Source organism: Streptomyces sp. MUM 203J (genome assembly GCF_022414595.1).
Classification (GTDB): Bacteria; Actinomycetota; Actinomycetes; order Streptomycetales; family Streptomycetaceae; genus Streptomyces.
Window position 1 is genome coordinate 14,835 of record NZ_JADWYO010000044.1, and the last position, 23,358, is coordinate 38,192.

The window sequence follows — 23,358 nt, forward strand, 5'->3', positions numbered from 1 at the left end:
CGGTCTCGGTCATGGGGTACTCCCAGGTACGCGATGGATGGTGCGCGGCAGGCGGTCACGGTGGAAGACGGCGGGCCGCCCGGCACCGTTCCGGCCCTGCCGGTGCGGAAGCCGGGGAACCCCCGGTCACACCGGCGCGGGCGCCGCCCTGACGTCTTCACAACGAGCAGACCCGGCCTCCCGACGCGTCTTCCACGTCGACTCTTCACACAGAACGTCCGTACGCGCGCATACGCGTAGGCCGGTCGGCGCACATCGCGCTGCGGAACCCGGTGGTGGTCCCTACCGTGACTGAATGATCGTCAGCTCTTCGGCACGGGTCGCGGCCGGCGTGTCCGCCCTGGTGCTGCTCTGTCTGCTGCTGCCGCTGCTGGTGCTGTCGTCGGCCGCCTCCGTGGCGGCCGGGCCGCGGCCCCCGGCACGGGGCGCGGTGACGGCGCCCCGGCCCGCCGAGCCCATGCCGCCGCGGCCCACCGCGCGCGTGGACCCCGCGGTGCTGAACCGGCCGGGTACGCACGTGCGGCTGCCCCCCGGGGCGGCGGCCCCGCCCCGGCTGTCCGCCCTGTCCTGGCTGGTCGCGGACGCCCGTACGGGCGACGTGCTGGCCGCCCGGGACGCGCACCGGCGGCTCCCCCCGGCCTCCACCATCAAGGCGCTGTTCGCGCTGACCGTGCTGCCCCGGCTGGCGCAGGACGCCCGGCACACCGTGCGGGAGGAGGAGCTGGAGGGCATCGGAGCGGGCAGCAGCCTGGTCGGGGTGAAGGAGGAGGTCACCTACCGGGTCGCGGACCTGTGGCGGGGGGTGTTCCTGCACTCCGGCAACGACGCCGTGCGGGTGCTGGCCGGGCTGAACGGCGGCTGGGAGAAGACGGCCCGCCAGATGGAGGCCGTGGCACGGTCGCTGGGCGCCCGGGACACGAAGGTGGTGTCACCCGACGGGTACGACGCACCGGGCCAGGTGTCATCGGCGTACGACCTGGCGGTCTTCGGGCGCGAGGGCCTGCGGAACCCGGACTTCGCCCGCTACTGCGCGCTGCGGTACGCGGACTTCCCGGCGGGGCGGGGCACGTACGGGATCCGGAACACCAACCGGCTGGTGACGGGTGAGGACGGGGTACGGAGGTATCCCGGGATCCTCGGCGTCAAGAACGGATACACCAGCCAGGCCGGTCACACCCTGATCGCGGCGGCGCGGCGGGGCGGGCGGACGCTGGTGGTGACGGTGCTGAACCCTCAGTCGGGCGGGTTCCGTGCGGTGTACGAGGAGGCCCGGGAGCTGCTCGACTGGGGCTTCGGGGCGGGCGCGAAGGTCCAGCCGGTGGGGTCGCTGCTGCCGACCCCGCCGAAGCGGGCGGACGTGCGGGTGGCGGGGGCGTCCGCCTCCGCGTCGGCCCCGTCGGGGGCCACGGCGTCGGCGGTGACCGCCCGCCGGGCCCCGGACGGTGCCTCCGCCTCCGCCTCCGGCACGGCTCCGACAGGCGCCGCGGGTCCCGTGGCCGAGGCCGGAGCCGGGCGGGGAACCGTGGTGGCGGGGGCCGGGGCCGTGGGGCAGGGCGGCCCGAGCGCCGCCCTGCCGGTCCTGCTCGTGGGTACCGCCTGCCTGGCCGCGGCCACCTTGTGGTTCACCCGCCGCAGGGGGGCGAGGCTCCCCTGAGGCGCGGCCGGCGGTTCCGGCCTTCGCCCCGCCCCTCCCCGAACCGGAGGCAGGTCCTCCGGGTGCGGCGGAACCGCGGATCCACCGCAGCGGGGAAGGGACGGGCAGGGACACCGCACCCGCCGGCCCTCAGCCCCTCAGCACCCGCCGCAGCACCGAACGCTGCACCCCTTCCAACGGCCCCGCCTCGAACCGCCGCAGCCACCAGTTCGCACCCACCAGCAGCACGGCACAGACCGCCGCCCACAGCCCCATCACGCCCCACGGCCGCCAGGTGTCCCCGAGCCGCGCCGCGAGGCCCAGCCCGATCCCGTACGAGACGAGCACGCACAGCACGTTCTGCACCACGTACCCGGACAGCGCCATCCGCCCCAGGGACATGACCGCCCCCGTCACCGGCCCCGGCCGAACGGAGTCCGGGCCCTGGGGGAGCAGCCGGTCCACGACCGCCCCGATCAGCCCCATGTACCCCACCGCCACCAGCGGCGCGGCCACGTACCGCCCCGCCAGGAACCCGGCGTCGCCCGCCAGCACGCACACCACGCTCAGCGGCACGCCCAGCCCGAGCCCCCAGGCCAGCATCCGCGCCCGCAGCCGCCGCCCCACCGCGTCCGCCCCGAACGCGCCCGCCCTCAGGAGCCGTACACCCAACAGGAACAGGAAGACCAGCAGCGCGAAGGTCAGCACGGGCTCGATGCGCAGGGCGAGCGCGTTGTCGACACGGAACGCGATCTGCTCGAACCAGCTGCCGTGCGCGTACAGTTCGACAACGGACGGGGAGACCCCACCGCCGCCGCCCGCCGGGTCGCCGTCGCCCAGGGCCAGCGCGGCGGACAGCAGTCCCATGACCGTCACATGCACCCCCGCCGCCCACCACATCGCGCGTCGGCGGGCCCGCTCGGACCGGGACAGCAGCCACGCCACGTACAGCGCGGTCACCGCGTACCCCATGAGCACGTCCCACGCGAAGACCAGCAGGAAGTGCACCGTCCCCTCCACGAACAGGAACAGCGCCCGCCACCGGTACCGCCCCGGCCACGGCTCCCCGCGCCGCTCGGCCGCCGCGTGCTGGATGGCGAGACCCGCGCCGAACAGGATCGTCAGCAACGACAGGAACTTGCCGTCCGCGAGCAGCCGGAAGAGGGTCTCCGCCCCGTCCGGCACCGAGCCGAAGCCCGGCGTTCCGCCGGAGCCCTGCAGGACGCCCCACTCGGCTCCGGGGGAGGTGAAGACCCACACGTTCGTCATCAGTGTGCCGAGGATGGCGGTGCCTCGCAGCACATCGAGCAGCGGCAGTCGTCGGTGCACGGCCGTCTGCGGTGTCGCGGCCCCCGTGGTCGTCGTCATGACTCTCATCCTCGCGACGACGGAGCGGCGGTTCATCGTGACGGGGGACGAACTCCCCCTGCATCGAAGGATGTACCCGATGCCGGTCAGTACGGAGTCTTCCTGCCCGCCAGGTGGGCATGGAGGCGCCGGGTGTCCTCGGCGGTCCAGCCGTCCGGCGGGACGACCGCCGCCCAGCCGTCCGCCGCGGCGGCCCCGTAGCGGTGGCCGTGCGGGGCCTCGACGCCGTAGCTGACGGCCATGTCGACGGTCGTCTGCCAGAACGCCACGAACGGGAACCAGTTGATCTCGGGGGTGACGTCCGGGCCACGCGGTGCCTCCATCCACTCGGGGCGGGAGAAGAGCAGGTCGGTGGACCACCAGACGATGGGGTCGGAGGCGTTCTGGAGGTACACGACACGGGGCGTGGCCCAGGGGGCGCCGACCGGGCGGGACAGGTCCTCGTCGGGGAACTGTGCCCACCGGACGTGACGGCCGCCGTCGTACCCGGGGCGCCAGACCGGGCTGCCCGGGTCGCGTGCCTCGCGCAGCTCCCGGGCGATGGGCGAGAAGGCGGGAGTGCCGATGAGCAGCGCCCCGTCGGTGGAGGCGAGCAGGTCGTCGATGCCGTCGAAGGCCCGCTCGACGGCGTAGGCGCCGAGGCTCTCGCCGGTGACGACGAGTCTGGGGCGGTCTCCGGTCGGCAGCCGCTCCCACCTCTCCCGTACGGCGTCGACGAGGGCGCGGGTGGCCTTGCCGGCCTTCTCCTCGTCGACGAGGAACGACACCCAGGACGGCAGGTACGAGTACTGGACGGCGACGATCGCGGTGTCCCCGCCGTGCAGATACTCCAGCGCCTGCGCGACGTTCGAGTCGATCCAGCCGCTGCCCGTGGTGCCCGCGACAGCCAGCACCTCCCGCTCGAAGGCACCGGTGCGCTCCAGCTCCTGGACGGCCAGGCGGGCCTGAGCCCGGAACGGCTCGTTCTCGTCGTCGGGGCCGGTGAAGGCGCGGGGCACCTCGGAGCTGACGTACACCCGTATCGGGTCGGCGGCGGGGCGGCCGGTGAAGGCGGCGATGTCCCGACGGTCGGGGACCGTGCCGGTGAAGTTGCGTCCCTGGTAACCGAGCCGCTCCCACGGCACGAGAGAACCCGGGCCGCCCGAGACGTACGGGGACGTGGGGCGTTCGACGCCTTCCTTGGTGCCGCGGTTGGTGGTCTCCGCGATTCGGTCGGCCACGTCCACGATGCCGCGGTCGAAGACGACGTCGCGCAGGCCGACCGTCATGACCATGCCGGTGAGCAGCAGTCCCGCGACCACGGCGACGGGGCGGGGCAGCCAGGTGTCGAGCGCCCGGATCAGGCGCCGGGCCCCGAGGCGTACGGAGCGGCCCGCCAGGACGAGGAGAGCGCACAGGGCCACGGCGATCAACGCGATCATCAGTGTGTGCCAGGTGAGCCCGGGCGGCAGCTCCTGCATCCGCCGGAGCCGCCGCTGCATGTCGGCGCTCTCGGACAGCAACCACGCGGACAGCACCGGAGCCCCCGTCCCGTACGCCCACCACCCCCACACTCTCACCCGGTCCCGCACGGCGAGAGGGGGCCGGGGTTCGGCGCCCCTTGAGGCGGGGCCCGGGGCCGGGCGGTGCGCCGGGCCCGGAGCGGGGCGGGGCGCGGGCAGTGCCCGGGGCCCCGCGGCGGGACCGGGCCGGGTGGTGGAGCCGACCGCCGGGGACAGGCGGGGCCCGGGGGCGCGGCCGCCTCCCAGGGCCGAGCGGCGCCACAGGGCCGGGCGGGATGCGAGGACGGCCTGGACGGCGGCATGGGCGAGGCCCCGGGTGGTGACCCGGGCCAGCCCGCTGAGGGTGCCGCCGACGGCGTACCCGATGGCGGCGGTGATCCCGCCGATGACCCCCTGCAGGATCCACGGGCGGGGCACGAGGGAGGGCGTCAGCGACAGCCAGAAGAAGACGGTCGCGACGCACAGCCCGGTCAGGTCCGGCCGGCGCCGCACCACCCGCCGTGGATCCGCCCCGTCCCGGAACGGCCGGCGGACGATCCGTCCCGCCCGCCCCCACGCCCACCGGACGCCCCGCGCCCCCGTGACCCGGCCGCAGCCTGTGTCTTCACCCTGCCGGGCCCCTTCCCCACCCGGGCCCCGGCCCCGCTGGCCGGGCACCGCTCCCACGGCACGTGCAGCAGGCGCACGTGCGGGCACCGCCGCCCGCACGGCCCGCCCGCGCCGCAGGCGGGAGGCGCCGGAAACGGCCGGACCCTCGCTCGCCCGGCCGTTCCCGGCTTCAGCGGGGTCCTGGCGGGGCGCGGCGGGCATCGAGGCCGGGCCCGCCCGGAAGGTGCCCCGCGAACCGTCCCCCACCAGCCCGCGACCTGAAGGGCCGGGACACGTCGGGCCGGGACCCGCCGGAGACGGCCCCGCCGTGCCGGAGCCCCCGGGCACGGACGCCTCCAGCGCGCACCTCACCGGACCGGGACCGCCCGGACCGGCCTCCGCCGGACCCGGACGCACCGCGCCGGGACCCGCCGGAGGAAGACCGACCGCACCAGGACTCACCGGCTCAGGACCAGCCGGTGAAGCACCAGCCGGAGGGGACCTCACCGAACCGACGCCCGCCGGACCCGGCGACGCCGAACCGTCCTCCTCGGAGCGGGGCCCCGCCGGAGCGTCCCCCTCGGTGCCCTCTCTCTCGGGTAAGGCCCCCGCTCCGTCCGCCCCCGCTCTCCCCCGCGGCCCCGCCGGTCTCGGCGTCGGCCGTTCCCCCTCCAGCTCCCCCTCAGCCGTCATGTGGCCGAAGGTAGCCGTACGTTCGCGACGAACGCGAGGAGGTTGAGCCGCATCCGGTCGATCCGGTCCTCGAGTGACAGGGACTCCTCGTACCGCGCGGTCCGCATGGACGGCTGGCGCTTCCCCCGCACGTAAAGGGGGCACGCCAGGTCCGAGCAGATGTAGAGGCCCACGGTGTTGCCGTCCCTGCCCGCCGCCCCGGCGCGCGGCGCGGAGAACAGGGTGACCCCGGACGACGCGTGACTCGTCAGGCAGATCCGGCACAGGCTGGACTGCACCGCGCTCGTACGTGACCGCTCCGGCACCCGCAGGGTGATCCCGACCGGCTTGCCGCCGGATTCCCCGGCCGGTACGACGAGATGCGCTCTCAGCGGGGCACCCGGGTCACGCCAGCCCAGGAAGTCCAGCTCCTCCCAGCGCAGTTCCCCGAAGCCGACCGGGAGCTTCATCCTGGCCGCCTCGCCCTTGGAGCAGTTCACGAACGCGCCGCGTACCTGTTTCTCGCTGAGTGGGTCCACGGAGGGCGACCGTACGGAAGGCCCGTACGCGATGCACCCGATTTTCCGTTTGGTCCTCCCGACCCGGGTTACTCGGTAGCCATGACCACACACACCGCGACCACCTCGGGTGGCCACCCCAGTGATCAGACAGCTTCTCAGCCCATCTCCCTGGCACGTGAGATCCAGGGCCGCGTCCGGACCTGTCGCCCGGCTCGCACGGACCGGGAGCCTGAAGACCCAGGCCAGGAGTGGAACATCGTGCTGGGGGAGGACTGAATCCCGGCGCCGCGCGCCCCGCCCGGCCGGCCGTCTCACCTCCGCCGGCCGGGCACCCTCCTCGTCGGAGGCCGTGCGTCCCAGCCCCGCAGCCCGCGGCGCCCCAGGCCTTCGGCCGGGCGCGCCGCCTCGTCGGCACCCGTGCTCCTCAGCCGGTCAAGTGGGCGCAGCTGCGCGGATGTTCGGCCAGAAAGTCCCGCAGTGTCATGGGCGTGTGCCCTGTGAGGCGCGGCACGGTGTCCGAGACCGCACCCAACTCGCCGCGGCCGATGGCTTCGTACGAGGTGACCCACGCCTCGACCTGCCAGTCGGGCGCCCCGGAACCGGCACGCGACGCGTAGGCCTCGTCGCGGGTCTCGGGGAGATAGCGGATCGTACGCCCCGTGGCCCGGGACAGCTCCTCCGCCGCCTCCGCCAGAGTGAACGCCTCACCTCCTGTCACGTCATATGTGGCCCCGTCATGCTCCCCGGGCGCGAGCAGCACCGCCGCGGCCACGTCCGCGACGTCCTCGTGGGCGACGGCCGCCACCCGCCCGTTGCCCGCGGGTCCGCGCAGGATCCCGTCGGATCCGGTCATGGCGGGGATCCCGGCCAGGTACCAGCCGTCCCGCAGGAAGGTGAACCCGAGCCCGTCCTGCGCGCGGATGTACTGCTCCGTGTGCCAGTGGTCGCGGGCCAGCGTGAACGTGGCGTCCGGCCCCGCCCCCTGGAACGACAGGTACACGATCCGCCCCACCCCGGCCGCCACCGCCGCGTCCACCGCCGCCCGGTGCTCCGCCACCCGTGCCGGTGACTCGTGCGCCGACACGAGGAGCAACGCGTCCGCCCCGTCAAGCGCCGCCCTCATGCCCGCGCGGTCGCCGTACTCCGCGGCCGGTGCCTTCACCGTGCCGGGCAGATCGGGCAGCCGGGCCGGGTTCCGCGCCAGCAGCCTCGGCGCCACGCCCCTGTCGGAGAGCCGTGCCGCGACCAGCCGCCCGACGCGCCCGCCGGCCCCGGTGACGGCGATGACACCCGTGTCCACGTCACTCATGCCCGCAGTCTCCGCCAGACCCGCCCCCTCGTCATCCGGAGCCGGGCCAAGCGTGCACCGTTCCCGCCATGAGCCCCATGGTCTCCGTCGTTTCCGTCGCCTCAAGCGCCTCCTCGCCTTAATCACGTTGCACTCAAGTTAACTTGAGGTTCTACGGTCGTCTTGTCACCATGACGACCGCCTCCGGGGGAGACATGAACACCACCTCGACCGACTTCCGCGAACTCCGCGACCTCGACGAGCTCGGCGACACACCACGCGTCCCGACCGGCCTGCGCGTCCTGGGGCTGGGACGCACGGTCGGCCTGTCGGCCGGACCGCCCAAGCAGTCCCGGCCGCCGGAGCCGCACGACGATCCCGCCTTGACCGTGCTGATGCATCTGCGGTGAGGCCCGGCCGGGCCTCCCTCACACCAGCGCCTCCGGCCCTCCCGGGTCACCAACGGGGCTCTCGCGCCCTGTCCGCTTCCGGCGACCGGGTCCTGCCGAGCACGAGCGGGGCCCGGGGACGTGTGCCGGTCGGCGGAGCCGCGGAAGGAGGAGCGACGACGCCGCCTCCCGCCGCGGGGCTGTCCCGCCACCCGGCCCGGACACCCGCTTTCCCGCCCCGTCCGGCCCCCGCGCGGACGGGGGGGGTGAGGCACCCTCCTGTTCGGGCGGGGGCCGGACACAGCAGATGCCCCTGTTCCCGGCCCGCCCCTCGGCCCGGGCCGGGCGGATCATGCCCGCGGGGGCCGGCCACGATGACGTGCGCCCGCTCATGCCCTGTTCCCGCACCGTCCTGGCCGAGGAAGACGTATCGCTTTCCGTCGTCACTCTGCGTCATGGAGAGAGCGTGGCACGGCATTGCGTGAACCGGCCCCGGGTTATCCACAGTTGGCATGATCAATGTGATCAGATGGTCGCATGACGAGGACCCTCTACCTGTTCTGCGCCGCCGCCGCTCCGGTGTTCGATGTCGCCCGGGTGATCGAGGACGCGCAGGCACGCGGCTGGGACGTGTGCCTCGGGCTGACACCGACGGCCGCCCGCTGGCTGGAACCCAACCTGGACGGGCTCGCCGTGCTCACGGGTCATCCGGTGCGGCACACCGATCCGTTGCCGGGCGAGCCGGACCTGTGGCCGTCCGCGGACGTCGTCCTGTTCGCCCCGGCGACCTTCAACACCCTGAACGAGTGGGCGCTCGGGCTCACCAGCACCTACGTCGTCGACGTGGCCGCCCTGGGCATCGGGCGGGGAGTCCCGCTGGTCGCGATGGACTGCCTGGACCCCGCCCACATACGTCACCCGCAGTTCGAGCGGTCGGTGGAGACCCTGCGGGGCGCCGGGGTGACCCTGCTGCACGGCGGCCGCGCGGAGGACGGCTATCCGTGGGAGGCCGCCCTGGACGCCGCCGAGAAGGTGCTGTACGCGACGGACGGCGACGGACGGCGCTGAGCCGGCGCTGCCGGCTCAGCGCCGGCCCCACCGGCTCAGTCCAGCCGTTTGTACAGGTGGACGTCCTCGTGCCCGCCCGGCACCCCCGGCGTCCGGCCCGTTTCGACGAAGCCGAGCCTCTTGTAGAAGTCCGGGGCCTGGAAGGTGTACGAGGACACCTGCAGGTGGCGGCAGCCGCGCCGCCGGGCCTCCTCCTCGGCCGCCCGCACGAGGCGGGTGCCGAGGCCGGAGGCCCGCAGGTCCTCGCGTATCCACAGCATGTGGATTTCGCAGGCATCACCCCACGTCCAGCCCGTCAGGCCGCCGAGGAGCACCTCCTCGCCCCCGACCGATCCGTGACTCTCCGTGTCGACGCTCCCGGCCGTGACGCGGACCGACAGCTCCCGGCCGTTGTCCGCACCTGTCGCCTTCGCGTTGAACGCCGTCAGTGCCTCGTCCAGCAGGTCCGCCAGAACCCGGTCCTCGCCGCCCACCGCCAGCTTCATTCCGAGTCGCTACCCTCCAGGTCGCCTTCCGTCTCCAGGAAGACCCGCTTCAGCTCCTCCAGCACCGCCGGATCCGGCTTCTCCCACATGCCACGGGACTCGGCCTCCAGCAGCCTCTCCGCGATGCCGTGCAGCGCCCACGGGTTGGCCTCCTGGAGGAACGCGCGGTTCTCCTGGTCCAGGACGTACGTCTCGGTCAGCTTGTCGTACATCCAGTCCGCCACGACGCCCGTCGTCGCGTCGTACCCGAAGAGGTAGTCGACCGTGGCCGCCAGCTCGAACGCGCCCTTGTAGCCGTGGCGCCGCATCGCCTCGATCCAGCGCGGGTTCACCACACGCGCGCGGAAGACCCGGGACGTCTCCTCGACGAGGGTCCTGGTCCGCACCGTCTCGGGGCGGGTCGAGTCACCGATGTACGCCTCCGGTGCCGTACCACGCAGCGCCCGCACCGTCGCGACCATGCCGCCGTGGTACTGGAAGTAGTCGTCGGAGTCCGCGATGTCGTGCTCGCGCGTGTCCGTGTTCTTCGCCGCCACCGCGATCCGCTTGTACGCGGTTTCCATCTCCTCACGCGCGGGGCAGCCGTCCAGACCGCGCCCGTACGCGTAGCCGCCCCACACCGTGTACACCTCGGCCAGGTCGGCGTCGGTGCGCCAGTCGCGGGAGTCGATCAGCTGGAGCAGCCCCGCGCCGTACGTCCCCGGTCGCGAACCGAAGATGCGGGTGGTCGCGCGGCGTTCGTCACCGTGTGCCGCCAGGTCCGCCTGGGTGTGCGCCCGTACGTGGTTGTGCTCCGACGGCTCGTCCAGCGAGGCGGCCAGCCGGACCGCGTCGTCCAGCAGCGCGACCGTGTGCGGGAACGCGTCCCGGAAGAACCCCGAGATGCGCAGCGTCACATCGATGCGCGGGCGGCCCAGTTCCTCCAGCGGGACCGGCTCCAGGCCGGTGACCCGCCGCGACGCGTCGTCCCACACCGGGCGGACACCCATGAGGGCCAGCGCCTCCGCGACGTCGTCGCCGCTGGTGCGCATCGCGCTGGTGCCCCACAGGGACAGACCGACGGACGTGGGCCACTCGCCGTTGTCCGTGCGGTATCGCTCCAGAAGCGAGTCGGCCAGCGCCGTGCCCGTCTCCCAGGCCAGCCGGGACGGCACGGCCTTGGGGTCGACCGAGTAGAAGTTGCGGCCCGTCGGCAGGACGTTCACCAGACCGCGCAGCGGGGAGCCGGACGGCCCGGCCGGCACGAAGCCGCCGTTCAGGGCGTGAACAGCGTGCTCCAGCTCCGCCGTCGTCGCCGCCAGGCGCGGCACCACCTGTCGGGCGGCGAAGTCCAGCACCGCCGACACGCCGTCGCCGTGGCCCTCGGCCACCGACGCGACCGCCGCCGGGTCCCAGTCGGCCGCCTCCATGGCCTCCACCAGGGCCCGCGCCTTCATCTCCGCCTCGTCGGCGGTCGTGCGGGTCGCCGCCGACTCGTCCAGGCCCAGCGCCTCCCGCAGCCCCGGCAGGGCTGCCGTGCCGCCCCAGATCTGCCGGGCGCGCAGGATCGACAGGACCAGGTTCACGCGCGCGGGGCCCGCCGGGGCCGTGCCGAGCACGTGCAGACCGTCCCGGATCTGGGCGTCCTTGACCTCGCACAGCCAGCCGTCGACGTGCAGCAGGAAGTCGTCGAAGCCGTCGTCGTCCGGACGCTCAGCCATGCCCAGGTCATGGTCGAGCTTCGCGGCCTGGATGAGGGTCCAGATCTGGGCCCGGATCGCCGGGAGCTTCGACGGGTCCATGGACGAGATCTGCGCGTACTCGTCGAGGAGCTGTTCGAGGCGGGCGATGTCGCCGTAGGAGTCGGCCCGGGCCATGGGCGGCACGAGGTGGTCGATCAGCGTGGCGTGGACACGGCGCTTGGCCTGCGTGCCCTCGCCGGGGTCGTTGACCAGGAACGGGTAGACCAGCGGCAGGTCGCCCAGGGCGGCGTCGGGGGCGCAGGCCGCCGACAGACCGGCGTTCTTGCCGGGCAGCCACTCCAGGTTGCCGTGCTTGCCCAGGTGGATCATCGCGTCCGCGCCGAAGCCGCCGTCCTCCTCGCGGGCGGCGATCCAGCGGTACGCCGCCAGGTAGTGGTGCGACGGCGGCAGGTCCGGGTCGTGGTAGATCGCGATCGGGTTCTCCCCGAAGCCGCGCGGCGGCTGGATGAGGACCAGCAGGTTCCCGCGCCGCAGGGCGGCCAGCACGATATCGCCGTCTGGGTCGCCTTCGGCGGTACGGGACCGGTCGAGGAACATCTCGCCGGGCGGCGGGCCCCAGTGCCGCTCCACCTGTGCCCGCAGCTCCTCCGGCAGGGTCGCGAACCAGCGCCTGTAGTCGGCGGCGGGGATCCGGACCGGGTTGCTGGCGAGCTGCTCCTCCGTCAGCCAGTCCTGGTCGTGGCCGCCGGCCTCGATGAGCGCGTAGATCAGTTCGTCACCGTCGCCGGACACCAGCCCGGGGATGTCCTCGGCCGGGCCGAAGTCGTAGCCCTCGGCGCGCAGCCGGCGCAGCAGTTCCACCGCCGACGCGGGGGTGTCCAGGCCGACCGCGTTGCCGATCCGGGAGTGCTTCGTCGGGTAGGCGGAGAGGACCAGCGCCAGCCGCTTCTCGGCGTTCGGGATGTGCCGGAGGCGGGCGTGCCGGACCGCGATCCCGGCGACCCGGGCGGCACGCTCGGCGTCGGCCACATAGGACGGGAGCCCGTCCTCGTCGATCTCCTTGAAGGAGAACGGGACGGTGATGAGGCGGCCGTCGAACTCGGGCACCGCGACCTGGCTGGCGGCGTCCAGCGGGGACAGGCCCTCGTCGTTCTCCTCCCAGTCCGCGCGCGGCCCGGTCAGGCACAGCGCCTGGAGGACCGGCACGTCGAGCTGTGCGAGCGCCCCCGCGTCCCAGGCCTCCTCGTCCCCGCCCGCCTGAGCCTCGGCGGGCTTGGTGCCGCCCGCCGCGAGCACGGTCGTGACGACCGCGTCCGCGCCGCGCAGCTGCTCCAGCAGCTCCGGTTCGGGAGCCCGCAGGGACGCCACGTACAGGGGCAGGGCCTGGGCACCGGCATCCTCGACGGCGTCGCAGAGGACCGACACGAAGCCGGTGTTGCCGCTCATGTGGTGGGCGCGGTAGTAGAGCACGGCGACGGTGGGGCCCTCGGTCCGGCGGGCCTCGCGTTCCAGCGGGCCCCAGGTCGGCGCGGGCGCCGGGGGTTCGAACCCGTGGCCGGTCAGCAGGACCGTGTCGGACAGGAAGCGGGCGAGCTGCTCCAGGTTGGCGGCGCCGCCGTGCGCGAGGTAGGCGTGTGCCTCGGTGGCGACGCCGATCGGCACGGTGGACGTCTCCATCAGCTGGGCGTCCGGGGCCTGTTCGCCGGTGAGGACGACAACGGGCCGGTCCTGGGCGCGGAGCTGCTCGATGCCCTCCTCCCAGGCGCGTACCCCGCCGAGAAGGCGGACGACGACGAGTTCGGTGCCGTCGAGCAGACCGGGCAGGTCCTCCAGGGGCAGCCGGGAGGGGTTGGCGTACCGGTACGCGACGGGGCCTCCGGCCGCGCGGGCGCTCAGCAGGTCGGTGTCGGAGTGCGAGAGCAGCAGGATCACAGCGTGCCGGGCCTTCCTCGGGGTGTCCTCGCCCCGGGTGGTCGTGGGATGGCGGGAGTTCCTGGCTCACCGGGTCCGTTCACAGGGCTGGCTCACCCGCTCACAGGTCCGGTTCACAGTGGCGGGACCGCGCCGGAATCACACCGGGCTTCCTCCCTAGGGTCCTGGGACCCTGTGCCGTCTGCATAGTAGAGGCTGCGCGTATGCTCGCCGCCATGCCGCCCAACTCCTCAAAGCCCCGGAACGGGGGCGAAAGTCATATACAGGACACCCCTGTTCGGGAGCGGGGTGACGCCTGTCCGGGCGCGCTGCGGCTGCACCGCGCCGACGACGGCGGGCTGGCCCGGCTACGGCTGCCCACGGGCGTTCTGACGTCCGCTCAGCTGGCCGTGCTGGCCGATGCCGCCGACCGGCTGGGCGACGGGCGGCTCGGTGTGACCTCGCGCGGCAATCTCGATCTGCGGGGCTTGGGCGACGGCTGCGGGGCGGAACTGGCGGAGGCCCTGTCCCTCGCCGGGCTGCTGCCCTCGGCGGCGCACGAGCGCGTACGGAACATGGTGGTGTCGCCGCTCGCGGGCCTGGACGGACAGGCGCACGGGGACGCGCAGGCGTGGGCCCGCGAGCTGGACGCGCTGCTGTGCGCGGAGGCGTGGACGACGGCGCTGTCCGGGCGTTTCCTGTTCGTGGTCGACGACGGGCGCAGGGATGTGGCAGGGCTGGGCGGCGATGTGACGTTGCTCGCAGAGCCCGAAGGGCGCGCTCTGGTACGCATCGGGGGCCGGGCGCTGCGTGTGCGGGCGGCCGACGCCCCGCGTGCCGCGCTGGCGGCGGCCGAAGCGTTCCTGGCGGCGGTGCGGGAAGCGGGCACGGGTGCCTGGCGGGTGGCCGAACTCCCGGAGGGGCGGGTGGTGGATGTGGCGGGGTACCTGGAGCGTGCGGGCGTTCCGGCGGAGCCTGCCGACACGTCCGACGCCCCGGAGCCGTCCGGCGGGGTGGCACCCGGACCGGGCGTGATCGGGGACGGGCGGGCCGTCTCGGTGGTCGCGCCCCTCGGCCGTGTCACCAGCGACCAGTTCCGCGCCCTGGCGCCGGGCCCGGACGGCGAGGTACGGGTCACCCCGTGGCGCGGCTTCGTCGTGACGGGACTCTCCGGCCGGGCCGCGGCCCGGGAACGGCTTGCCGCGCTGGACGAGGCGGGTTACCTCACCCGTACCGGCTCGCCCTGGCTGGCGGTCACCGCGTGTACGGGCAGGCCCGGCTGCGCCAAGTCCCTGGCCGACGTACGCGCGGACGCCCGCCCGACGGAGCACGGGCTGCCGGTGCACTGGTCGGGCTGCGAGCGCCGCTGCGGCCACCCCCGGGGCGACTGGGTCGACGCCCTGGCCACCGGCGACGGCGCCTACGACTTCCACGTCATCACCGTCCGAGACGACGCACAGAGATGAGCGAGAGCACAGTGTTCGACTATGAGAAGGACGGCGCGGAGATCTACCGCCAGTCCTTTGCCACGATCCGCACCGAGGCGGATCTCGCGGGCCTGCCCGCCGACGTCAGCCAGGTCGCCGTGCGCATGATCCACGCCTGCGGCATGGTCGACCTGGTCCGCGACCTCGCCTACACCCCGCAGGTGGTGTCCCGCGCCCGCGCCGCCCTGCGCTCCGGCGCCCCGGTCCTGTGCGACGCGCAGATGGTGGCGAGCGGGGTCACCCGCAAGCGGCTTCCCGCCGACAACGAGGTGATCTGCACGCTCTCCCACCCGTCCGTCCCCGGGCTGGCCGCCGAGCTGGGCACCACCCGCAGCGCGGCGGCACTGGAGCTGTGGCGGGACCGGCTGGAGGGCTCGGTCGTGGCCATCGGCAACGCACCCACCGCTCTGTTCCACCTGCTGCAGATGCTCGCCAAGGGCGCTCCGCGCCCCGCCGCCGTGCTCGGTATCCCGGTGGGCTTCATCGGGGCGGCCGAGTCAAAGGAGGCGCTGGCGGCCTCGGACCTGGACCACATCGTCGTACGGGGCCGTCGCGGCGGCAGTGCCATGACGGCCGCTGCGGTCAACGCGATCGCGAGCGAGGCGGAATGAGCGCGCAGGTTTCACGTGAAACACCGACCACGCCCCACGCGCCGTCGCACGGCGGCGGTCCCTCGGGGAAGCTGTTCGGGGTGGGACTCGGGCCGGGCGACCCGTCCCTGATGACGCTCCGGGCCGTCGAGGCCATCGCGGCGGCCGATGTGGTTGCGTACCACTGCGCACGCCACGGGCGTTCGATCGCGCGTTCCATCGCGGCGAAGCACATCCGCGAGGACCAGATCGAAGAGCGGCTGATGTACCCGCTCACCGTGGAGACCACGGACCATCCGGGCGGCTACCGGGGCGCACTGGACGACTTCTACGAGGAGGCGTCGGCCCTGCTGGCCGCGCACCTGGACGCGGGGCGGACGGTTGCCGTGCTGGCCGAGGGCGACCCGCTCTTCTACGGCTCGTACCAGCACATGCACAAGCGGCTGGCGCACCGCTACGAGACAGAGGTCGTCCCCGGGGTGACCTCCGTCAGCGCGGCGGCGGCGAGTATCGGCAAACCGCTGGTCGAGGCCGAGGAGACGCTGACGATCATCCCGGGCACCCTTCCGGAGGAGGAGCTGACCGCCCGCCTGGCGGCGGCGGACTCGGCGGTGGTGATGAAGCTCGGGCGGACGTTTCCGCAGGTGCGACGCGCCCTGAGCCGTACGGACCGGCTGGCGGACGCGCACTATGTCGAGCGGGCCACGATGGAGGGGCAGCGCACGGCGCCGCTCGCGGAGGTGGACCCGGACTCGGTGCCGTACTTCTCGGTGGCGGTGCTGCCGTCGCGCGTCGACACCGGCCCGGCTGCCCCCTCGTACGGCGAGGTCGCCGTGGTCGGCACCGGCCCGGCGGGCCCTGCCTGGCTGACACCCGAGACACGTGGTGCGCTCGCGTCCGCCACGGACCTGGTGGGCTACACGACGTACCTGGACCGGGTGCCGGAGCGACCGGGACAGCGGCGGCACGGCTCTGACAACAAGGTGGAGGCGGAGCGCGCCGAATTCGCCCTGGATCTGGCGCGGCGCGGACGGCGTGTGGCGGTGGTGTCGGGCGGTGACCCCGGCGTGTTCGCCATGGCGACGGCGGTCCTGGAGGCCGCGTCGCAGGAGCCGTACGCCGACGTCCCGGTCCGTGTCCTGCCGGGCGTGACCGCGGCGAACGCGGCGGCGGCGAAGGCGGGGGCTCCGCTGGGCCACGACTACGCCACGATCTCCCTGTCGGACCGGCTCAAGCCCTGGGAGGTCATCGCGGAACGGCTGCGTGCCGCAGCCGCCGCGGACCTGGTGCTGGCCCTGTACAACCCGGGCTCCCGCAGTCGCACCTGGCAGGTCGCCCAGGCGCGCGAGCTGCTCCTGGAGCTTCGCGCCGCGGACACCCCGGTGGTCGTGGCGCGGGACGTGGGCGGCGCGGAGGAGTCCGTGCGGGTGGTCACCCTGTCCGCACTGGACCCGTCCGAGGTCGACATGCGCACCCTGCTCCTGATCGGCTCGTCCCAGACCCAGGCGGTACGGCGCGGGGACGGCGGCACGGTGGCATGGACGCCACGGCGGTACCCGGAGACGGAGGAGGGCGCCGCGCCCGGGGCGGGGTCCCCTCAGTCCGGCGGCTGACGCCGCACCCGGGCCCGCCGCACGATGTCCGTTCCGGCGCCGGCGGCTGAGCTGCCGGTCCGGCCAAGGGCCCCGGGGCCGTCACCCGGAGGACGCAGCAGCAGCGCCATCCCGTCCGGCGCCGTGATGCCGAAGTCCTCCGACAGGACACGTCGGGCCTCCGCATCGTCGACGAGTTCCCGCTCGGTCGCCGTGCCGTCGGCGTTCGTCACGCTCAGCCGCCGGTCGTCGAGCACCAGGTGATGGTCGGCGGCGGTGCGCTGGGCGTAGAGGCGGCGGGAGAACAGGGAGCGGGGACTGGTCGCGATGAACCAGTTGACGACCTCGAAGTCCTGGTGCCCGAAGGGCTCGACGGTGAAGGCGTACTGCGCCTGCCACTCCCCCTTCCCCACCAGGTACGTCTCCGGCACCCACAGCTCCGGAGGGCCGTCGTGCGGCGCGCGCACGAGCGGGTGGCGCCGCCCGGCGGCCTCCGGCTCCCGGTTCGCGACCAGCGGCAGAGGTTCCAGGACGGTGGTGACGGCCCCGAAGCCCACGTCCACCAGGTACGGCGTGTCCGTGCCGGCCGCACCCGCCTCCCCCGGCACGTGGACCAGGAGATCCATCTGGGTGCGCGGCCGGGACGTGAACCGCTCCGCGCCCGGCACGACCCGGGCCGCCGGCCGCGTCACGGGGTACCCGATGGCCGCCTCCAGGGCCCAGTCGAACAGCGTGTCGTGCTCGTAGCAGTAGCCGCCGCGCCGCCAGCCCAGCAGCTTGGCCGACAGCTCCTCGCGGCCGAGGCCGGGCGCGACGCCCAGCAGGGGGTCGAGGTTCTCGAACGATATGGCCAGGGCGTGCGCGAGATGCACGGCCCGCAGGGTCTCGGCGTCGGGGCGGGGTTCGCCGGAGGGACCGATCCGGCCGCGACAGGCGGCGAGGTCGAAGGACGGCAGGTCCGGACCCTCAGACATGGCCACACGGTAGGCCGCCGCAGCCCGCGGGCGCCCCGCGTCACGCGGACCTTGTCAACTCGGGGGTGTCCCGCCGCCGGTCACCCATGCCACGGCCTCCCCCACCGTCGCCGCGACCCGCACCCCCTCCGGTGCGGGCGGGCGGCGGACAATCACGACCGGCAGACCCGCCTCACGGGCGGCGGTCAGCTTCGGCGCCGTGGCCGCGCCACCGCTGTCCTTGGTGACCAGCACATCGATCCCGTACGCCCGCAGCACCTCCCGCTCCCCGTCGAGCGTGAAGGGCCCCCGGTCCAGCAGCACCTCCATCCGGGGCGGGCAGGGCGGCTCCGGCGCGTCCACGGACCGGACCAGGAACCAGACGTCCGCGACCCCCGCGAAGGCAGCGAGCCCCATACGCCCCGTGGTCAGGAAGGCCCGCCGCCCCAGTCTCGGCACAGCTCTCGCGGCCTCCTCCAGGGAGCCCGCCTCATGCCATGCGTCTCCCTCGACGGGGGACCACCCGGGGCGCCGCAGGGAGAGCAGGGGAACATGGGATGTGGCGGCGGCCGTCGCCGCGTGGAAACTGATCGTCCCGGCGAAGGGGTGAGTGGCGTCGATGACCGCGTCCACCTGGTGCTCGCGCAGCCAGTCGGCCATGCCGTCGACTCCGCCGAACCCGCCCACGCGGACCTCGCCCGGGGGGAGCCTCGGGCTGGCCACCCGCCCGGCGAGCGAGCTGGTGACCCGGACACCGTCGGCGTACAGGGTCTCGGCCAGCCGACGGCCCTCGGTCGTGCCGCCAAGGATCAACACGTGCATCGGAAACCGTCCATGAAGTCCACGAGTACGAGCGGTGGGCGCAGCGCCCAACTCAAGCACACCGGCCTCCGCCCCGGCTGGACGACCGGCGCGTGCGCGACGGCGGCGGCCACCGCCGCGTACACGGCGCTGCTCACCGGCGAGTTCCCGGACCCGGTGACGATCACCCTGCCCAAGGGCCAGACCCCGTCCTTCGCCCTGGCGGCGGAGCGGCTCGACGGGCCGGAGCAGGCGATGGCGGGCGTGGTCAAAGACGCGGGCGACGACCCGGATGTCACCCACGGCGCCCTGGTCCGTTCCACGGTACGGATCCTGCCCGCGGGCTCCGGTGTTGTGTTCCGCGCGGGGCCGGGCGTGGGCACGGTCACCCGCCCGGGCCTCCCGCTGCCCGTGGGCGAGCCGGCCATCAATCCCGTGCCCCGTCGCCTGATCAGCGACCATGTGGCACGGGTCGCCGCGGAGCACGGCGGCACGGGCGATGTCGAGGTCACCGTCTCCGTCGACCACGGCGAGGAGATCGCCCGCTCCACGTGGAACCCCCGGCTGGGCATCCTCGGCGGTCTGTCGATCCTGGGCACGACGGGCGTCGTCGTCCCCTATTCCTGCTCGGCGTGGATCGACTCGATCCGCCGGGGCGTGGATGTGGCCAGGGCGGCGGGCCGCACCCATGTGGCGGGCTGCACGGGGTCGACGTCCGAGAAGACCGTCACCTCCCTCTACGACCTCCCCGAGGACGCCCTCCTGGACATGGGCGACTTCGCGGGCGCCGTCCTCAAGTACATCCGCCGCCACCCGGTGGACCGGCTCACCATCTGCGGGGGCTTCGCGAAGCTGTCCAAGCTGGCCGCCGGTCATCTGGACCTGCACTCGGCGCGCTCCCAGGTGGACAAGCCGTTCCTGGCGGAGCTGGCCCGCGCGGCTGGCGCGGACGAGAACCTGGCCGCCCGGGTGGCCACCGCGAACACGGGTCTCGCCGCGCTCCAGCTGTGCGCCGCCCAGGGCGTCCCTCTGGGCGACCTGGTGGCCGAGACCGCCCGCGACGAGGCACTGGCCGTGCTGCGCGGTGCCCCCGTCGCGGTCGACGTCGTCTGCATCGACCGCGCGGGCACCGTGGTGGGCCGCAGCGCACCTCGCTGACCACCCCTGCTCACGCCCGCCGAACCCTCGCACGGTCCTCCCGCCCCCGAGGCGACCGCGCCGAAGCGCACTAGGGTGACATCGGGGCGGGGCGGCGCGCGGCCCGCCGGGGGAGGGGAAGGCGCAGATGGATCCGGACAGCCGACCGTACGACCAGGGCATGCTCGACGTCGGGGACGGCCAGCTCGTCCACTGGCAGGCCCACGGCAACCCGGGTGGCAAGCCCGCACTCGTCGTCCACGGCGGCCCCGGCTCGGGCGCCGGCGTCGGCGCCACCCGGCACTTCGACCTTGACCGCTACCGGGTCGTCCTGTTCGACCAGCGCGGCTGCGGGCGCAGCACCCCGCACGCCTCCGACCCCGCCACCGACCTCCGGGCCAACACCACCCCCCATCTCGTCGCGGACATGGAGCGCCTGCGCGTCCGCCTCGGCGTGGACCGCTGGCTGCTGTACGGCGGCTCCTGGGGATCCACACTGATCCTCGCGTACGCGCAGCGGCACCCGGAGCGGGTCTCGGAGATCGTGATCCCCGCCGTGACGACGACCCGGCGCTCCGAGATCGCCTGGCTGTACGAGGGCGCGGGCAGGTTCTTCCCGGAGGCCTGGGACCGGTTCCGCGCCGGGTCCGGCACGGACGCCCGTACCGCCGCCGAGCTGGTCGCCGCCTACGCCCGGCTCACCGGCGACCCCGACCCCGCCGTGCGGGAGAAGGCCACGGCCGACTGGTGCGCGTGGGAGGACGCGGTCGTCTCCCTGGAGGGCGCCGGTACCCCGTACGGGGACCGGCCGGACGCCGCACGGCTCGCCATGGTCCGGATCTGCGCCCACTACTTCGCGCACGGTGCCTGGCTGGAGGAGGGCGCCCTCCTGCGGGACGCGAACCGGCTGGCCGGCATCCCGGGCGTGCTGATCCACGGACGGATCGACATGGGCGGCCCGCTCACCACCGCGTGGGAACTCAGCCGGGTCTGGCCGGACGCGGAACTGATCGTCGTCGACGACGGCGGCCACCTCGGCACGGACACGACGCACACTCACATCCGCGCCGCACTGGCCCGGTTCGCCCGCCGCTGAGTGCGGCGGACCGCGCCCGGTCCGTGCGGCCGGACCCGGGCACGCCGCTTCACGGGGCCGTACAGCCGGACGGATGACCCCGCCGTGCGGGGCGCCCGGTGACACACGATCATCTCTCCATGAACACCCCCACCGCCTCCACTCCCGAACCCTCCTCCCCCGCTCCTTCCGTCCGTCTCGCCCAGCAGCCGGAAGCCGACGCGCTTCTCTCCCGCAGTCCTCTCGCCGCGCTCGTCGGCATGCTGCTGGATCAGCAGGTGCCCATGGAGTGGGCGTTCTCCGGTCCGTACACGATCGCCCGGCGGCTGGACGCCGACGACCTGGACGCGCACGCCATCGCCGCCCACGACCCGGAGGCGTTCGCGGGGCTGCTGTCCGCGAAGCCGGCCGTGCACCGCTACCCGGGGTCGATGGCCGGACGTATCCAGCAGCTGTGCCAGTACCTGGTGGAGGAGTACGACGGCGACGCGGCGGCAGTCTGGACGGGGGCCGCCACCGGGCGGGAGCTGCTGGCCCGACTCCAGGCGCTGCCCGGGTTCGGCAAGCAGAAGGCCCAGATCTTCCTGGCGCTGCTGGGCAAGCAGTACGGCGTACGGCCCGAGGGCTGGCGGGAGGCCGCCGGCCCGTACGGCGAGGCCGGTTCGTACCGGTCCGCGGCGGACATCACCGGCCCGGAGTCCCTGGCCAGGGTGCGCGCGTACAAGCAGGAGGCCAAGCGCGCTGCCAAAGCGGCCAAGGACGCCAAAGCCGCAAAGCCCGCCAAGGACACGAAACAGTCCGATTGACACGACACGTCCAAGCCAACCACCCCCCGGCACACCAAGCCGCCAAACGGCCCCTATCGACCCAACCAGCCCAACTATTCCCAACCGAGCGCAAGTTCTCAGCCAGCTGTCCACAAGCACAGCGAATCGTACGAAGAATGACGTGACTTGTGACTCATCTGTTCACAGAGACCGAGTTGATCGCTAGCTTCGCTGCAACCCTGTCCGCACGGGAAGGATCTCTGTGAAGTCATCCCACCGCAGAGCCGTGGCCACCCTGGCCGCAGCCGCACTCGCGACCCCGCTTCTGCTGGCATCCGCGTCCCCCGCCGCCGCCGGAAAGCACGACCCGGGGAAGAAGGCCGAAAAGCAGGCGGCGAAGCTGGCCAAGCGCCTCGTGGACGCCTCGTCCGCCGACAGCGCGCACAAGCATCTGCGGAAGTTCCAGCAGATAGCCGACAGCGTCGGCAACCGCGCCGCCGGCACACTCGGGTACGACGCCTCGGCCGCGTACGTCTACCAGCAGCTCAAGAAGGCCGGATACGACGTCTCGTACCAGGAGTTCGACTTCTGGTACACGGAGACGCAGGCCGAGGCGCTGTCCGTCGTCTCGCCCGCGCCGCGCGACGTCACCATCAAGGCCATGACGTACACCAAGTCCACCCCGGCCGGCGGCACCACCGCCGCCCTGGTCGCCGCACCGGTCGACGAGGACGGGTCGAACGGCTGCGAGCCGACGGACTTCGCCACCGACACCTTCAGCGGCAAGATCGCGCTCATCAAGCGCGGCGGCTGCACCTTCGCCGCCAAGCAGGCCAACGCCGCCGCCGCGGGCGCCGTCGGCGCGGTCATCTACAACAACACCGAAGGCGCGCTGAACGGCACGCTCGGCGGGGCCGACCAGGGCAAGATCCCCACGGGCGGCATCACCAAGGAGGACGGCGAGAAGCTCGCCGCCGACCTGGCCGCCGGTCCGGTGGAGGTCACCCTCGACATCCGCCAGCTCCAGGAGAAGCGCACCACGCGCAACGTCATCGCGGAGACCCAGCGGGGCAACGCCGCCAACACCGTGATGCTCGGCTCCCACCTCGACTCGGTGACCGCGGGCCCCGGCATCAACGACAACGGCTCCGGCTCGGCCGGCCTGCTGGATGTGGCGCTGAAGTTCGCCAAGCACAAGCACAAGACCACCAACAAGGTGCGGTTCGCCTGGTGGGGCGCGGAGGAGAACGGCCTTCTCGGCTCCGAGCACTATGTCGAGAACCTCGACGCGCTCGGCCGCAAGGAGATCAAGCTCTACCTGAACTTCGACATGATCGCCTCACCGAACTACGGCCTGTTCGTGTACGACGGCAACGACTCCGACGGCGTCGGCGCCCCGGCCGGCCCCGAGGGCTCCGCGCAACTGGAGCGCGACATCCTCGACTTCATGGACAAGAAGGGCCTGCCGCACGAGGGCACGGACTTCACCGGCCGCTCCGACTACGGGCCGTTCATCGAGATCGGCATCCCGTCCGGCGGCACGTTCACCGGCGCGGAGGGCATCAAGACCGAGGCGCAGGCCGCGAAGTTCGGTGGCACGGCGGGCGAGCCGTACGACGCCTGCTACCACGCCGCGTGCGACGACATCGACAACATCGACATGACGGCGTTCGACGCGAACATCGACGTCATCGCCAACGCGGTGGGCACCTACGCGCACGACCTCAGCTCGCTGCGCGAGCCGGTCGAGTTCGTTCCGACCGGCGGCGACGCGGGCAGCGGCGGCGGACTGCACGAGGACCACGACCACGAGGTCACCGAGTAGGACCGACCACGAGTCACCGGGTTC

At 73.6% G+C, this 23,358-nt stretch carries 18 protein-coding genes and 1 riboswitch; of the genes, 10 read left to right on the forward strand and 8 right to left on the reverse strand.

Going from position 1 to position 23,358, the window contains the following annotated elements:
• Window positions 1-295: 295 nt before the first annotated feature.
• Complete coding sequence (locus I3F58_RS20685; protein WP_240110153.1) at window positions 296-1,654, forward strand: D-alanyl-D-alanine carboxypeptidase family protein; 1,359 nt, start codon at window positions 296-298, stop codon at window positions 1,652-1,654.
• Between the two features lie 129 nt (window positions 1,655-1,783).
• Here the strand turns inward: I3F58_RS20685 and I3F58_RS20690 are convergent, their stop codons facing one another.
• The 4 genes from I3F58_RS20690 to I3F58_RS20705 all read right to left on the reverse strand — a co-directional run bounded on the left by I3F58_RS20690 (window position 1,784) and on the right by I3F58_RS20705 (window position 7,593).
• Window positions 1,784-3,001, reverse strand: a complete 1,218-nt coding sequence (locus tag I3F58_RS20690) for a DUF418 domain-containing protein (RefSeq protein WP_240110154.1) — start codon at window positions 2,999-3,001, stop codon at window positions 1,784-1,786.
• 86 nt (window positions 3,002-3,087) lie between these two features.
• Window positions 3,088-4,998, reverse strand: a complete 1,911-nt coding sequence (locus tag I3F58_RS20695; RefSeq protein WP_240110155.1) for an alpha/beta-hydrolase family protein — start codon at window positions 4,996-4,998, stop codon at window positions 3,088-3,090.
• Window positions 4,999-5,780: 782 nt separating this feature from the next.
• Window positions 5,781-6,302, reverse strand: a complete 522-nt coding sequence (locus I3F58_RS20700) for an FBP domain-containing protein (RefSeq protein WP_240110156.1) — start codon at window positions 6,300-6,302, stop codon at window positions 5,781-5,783.
• Window positions 6,303-6,708: 406 nt separating this feature from the next.
• On the reverse strand, window positions 6,709-7,593 hold the full coding sequence (locus I3F58_RS20705; protein ID WP_275678751.1) for an NAD(P)H-binding protein: 885 nt from the start codon (window positions 7,591-7,593) through the stop codon (window positions 6,709-6,711).
• A gap of 194 nt (window positions 7,594-7,787) precedes the next feature.
• Between I3F58_RS20705 and I3F58_RS20710 the strand changes: the two genes are divergently transcribed.
• A complete protein-coding gene (locus I3F58_RS20710) occupies window positions 7,788-7,982 on the forward strand; it encodes a hypothetical protein (protein WP_240110157.1) in 195 nt (64 codons plus the stop codon).
• Window positions 7,983-8,498: 516 nt separating this feature from the next.
• Entirely contained in the window at window positions 8,499-9,029 is a 531-nt protein-coding gene (locus I3F58_RS20715) for a flavoprotein (RefSeq protein ID WP_240110158.1), read from the forward strand.
• A gap of 35 nt (window positions 9,030-9,064) precedes the next feature.
• Here the strand turns inward: I3F58_RS20715 and I3F58_RS20720 are convergent, their stop codons facing one another.
• Together I3F58_RS20720 and cobN are read right to left on the reverse strand one after the other, a co-directional pair.
• Window positions 9,065-9,514: an N-acetyltransferase gene (locus I3F58_RS20720; RefSeq protein WP_240110159.1), complete on the reverse strand. Its 450-nt coding sequence runs from the start codon at window positions 9,512-9,514 to the stop codon at window positions 9,065-9,067.
• Window positions 9,511-13,128, reverse strand: a complete 3,618-nt coding sequence (gene cobN / locus I3F58_RS20725) for a cobaltochelatase subunit CobN (RefSeq protein WP_240110160.1) — start codon at window positions 13,126-13,128, stop codon at window positions 9,511-9,513. The genes I3F58_RS20720 and cobN overlap by 4 nt, the downstream gene beginning before the upstream one ends.
• Before the next feature lie 36 nt (window positions 13,129-13,164).
• A riboswitch (cobalamin riboswitch) is annotated at window positions 13,165-13,319 on the reverse strand.
• 12 nt (window positions 13,320-13,331) lie between these two features.
• On the opposite strand from cobN, the gene cobG reads away from it, so the two are divergent.
• From cobG to I3F58_RS20740, 3 genes are read left to right on the forward strand one after another with little or no spacing between them, the layout of a single operon-like run.
• Window positions 13,332-14,573, forward strand: coding sequence for a precorrin-3B synthase (gene cobG / locus I3F58_RS20730; RefSeq protein ID WP_374208012.1), 1,242 nt, complete (start codon window positions 13,332-13,334; stop codon window positions 14,571-14,573).
• Window positions 14,570-15,205, forward strand: coding sequence for a precorrin-8X methylmutase (locus I3F58_RS20735; RefSeq protein ID WP_240110162.1), 636 nt, complete (start codon window positions 14,570-14,572; stop codon window positions 15,203-15,205). Before cobG ends, I3F58_RS20735 begins: the two co-directional genes overlap by 4 nt.
• A complete protein-coding gene (locus tag I3F58_RS20740; RefSeq protein WP_275678752.1) occupies window positions 15,202-16,797 on the forward strand; it encodes a precorrin-2 C(20)-methyltransferase in 1,596 nt (531 codons plus the stop codon). Before I3F58_RS20735 ends, I3F58_RS20740 begins: the two co-directional genes overlap by 4 nt.
• On the opposite strand, the gene I3F58_RS20745 is transcribed toward I3F58_RS20740, so the two are convergent.
• Window positions 16,782-17,750 (reverse strand): arylamine N-acetyltransferase, encoded by a 969-nt coding sequence (locus I3F58_RS20745; protein ID WP_240110163.1) that lies wholly within the window; start codon window positions 17,748-17,750, stop codon window positions 16,782-16,784. The genes I3F58_RS20740 and I3F58_RS20745 overlap by 16 nt on opposite strands.
• A 54-nt stretch (window positions 17,751-17,804) precedes the next feature.
• The gene (locus I3F58_RS20750) at window positions 17,805-18,551 is read right to left on the reverse strand and encodes a cobalt-precorrin-6A reductase (RefSeq protein WP_240110164.1); all 747 of its coding nucleotides are present in this window, start codon (window positions 18,549-18,551) and stop codon (window positions 17,805-17,807) included.
• 12 nt (window positions 18,552-18,563) lie between these two features.
• On the opposite strand from I3F58_RS20750, the gene I3F58_RS20755 reads away from it, so the two are divergent.
• The 4 genes from I3F58_RS20755 to I3F58_RS20770 all read left to right on the forward strand — a co-directional run bounded on the left by I3F58_RS20755 (window position 18,564) and on the right by I3F58_RS20770 (window position 23,334).
• Window positions 18,564-19,688: a cobalt-precorrin-5B (C(1))-methyltransferase gene (locus I3F58_RS20755; protein ID WP_240110165.1), complete on the forward strand. Its 1,125-nt coding sequence runs from the start codon at window positions 18,564-18,566 to the stop codon at window positions 19,686-19,688.
• 127 nt (window positions 19,689-19,815) lie between these two features.
• Entirely contained in the window at window positions 19,816-20,763 is a 948-nt protein-coding gene (gene pip / locus I3F58_RS20760; RefSeq protein WP_240110166.1) for a prolyl aminopeptidase, read from the forward strand.
• A gap of 119 nt (window positions 20,764-20,882) precedes the next feature.
• A complete protein-coding gene (locus tag I3F58_RS20765) occupies window positions 20,883-21,548 on the forward strand; it encodes an HhH-GPD-type base excision DNA repair protein (RefSeq protein ID WP_240110167.1) in 666 nt (221 codons plus the stop codon).
• A gap of 247 nt (window positions 21,549-21,795) precedes the next feature.
• Window positions 21,796-23,334: a M28 family metallopeptidase gene (locus I3F58_RS20770; RefSeq protein WP_240110183.1), complete on the forward strand. Its 1,539-nt coding sequence runs from the start codon at window positions 21,796-21,798 to the stop codon at window positions 23,332-23,334.
• Window positions 23,335-23,358 lie beyond the last annotated feature (24 nt).

Excerpts from the sequence above, each read along its gene's own strand:
- I3F58_RS20740 (WP_275678752.1), top strand. The coding sequence starts at position 15,202 with ATGAGCGCGCAGGTTTCACGTGAAACACCGACCACGCCCCACGCGCCG.
- I3F58_RS20720 (WP_240110159.1), bottom strand. The coding sequence starts at position 9,514 with ATGAAGCTGGCGGTGGGCGGCGAGGACCGGGTTCTGGCGGACCTGCTG.
- I3F58_RS20685 (WP_240110153.1), top strand. The coding sequence starts at position 296 with ATGATCGTCAGCTCTTCGGCACGGGTCGCGGCCGGCGTGTCCGCCCTG.
- I3F58_RS20710 (WP_240110157.1), top strand. The coding sequence starts at position 7,788 with ATGAACACCACCTCGACCGACTTCCGCGAACTCCGCGACCTCGACGAG.
- I3F58_RS20690 (WP_240110154.1), bottom strand. The coding sequence starts at position 3,001 with ATGACGACGACCACGGGGGCCGCGACACCGCAGACGGCCGTGCACCGA.
- I3F58_RS20750 (WP_240110164.1), bottom strand. The coding sequence starts at position 18,551 with ATGCACGTGTTGATCCTTGGCGGCACGACCGAGGGCCGTCGGCTGGCC.
- I3F58_RS20705 (WP_275678751.1), bottom strand. The coding sequence starts at position 7,593 with ATGAGTGACGTGGACACGGGTGTCATCGCCGTCACCGGGGCCGGCGGG.
- I3F58_RS20715 (WP_240110158.1), top strand. The coding sequence starts at position 8,499 with ATGACGAGGACCCTCTACCTGTTCTGCGCCGCCGCCGCTCCGGTGTTC.
- I3F58_RS20735 (WP_240110162.1), top strand. The coding sequence starts at position 14,570 with ATGAGCGAGAGCACAGTGTTCGACTATGAGAAGGACGGCGCGGAGATC.
- I3F58_RS20765 (WP_240110167.1), top strand. The coding sequence starts at position 20,883 with ATGAACACCCCCACCGCCTCCACTCCCGAACCCTCCTCCCCCGCTCCT.
- I3F58_RS20755 (WP_240110165.1), top strand. The coding sequence starts at position 18,564 with ATGAAGTCCACGAGTACGAGCGGTGGGCGCAGCGCCCAACTCAAGCAC.
- cobG (WP_374208012.1), top strand. The coding sequence starts at position 13,332 with ATGCTCGCCGCCATGCCGCCCAACTCCTCAAAGCCCCGGAACGGGGGC.
- pip (WP_240110166.1), top strand. The coding sequence starts at position 19,816 with ATGGATCCGGACAGCCGACCGTACGACCAGGGCATGCTCGACGTCGGG.
- I3F58_RS20745 (WP_240110163.1), bottom strand. The coding sequence starts at position 17,750 with ATGTCTGAGGGTCCGGACCTGCCGTCCTTCGACCTCGCCGCCTGTCGC.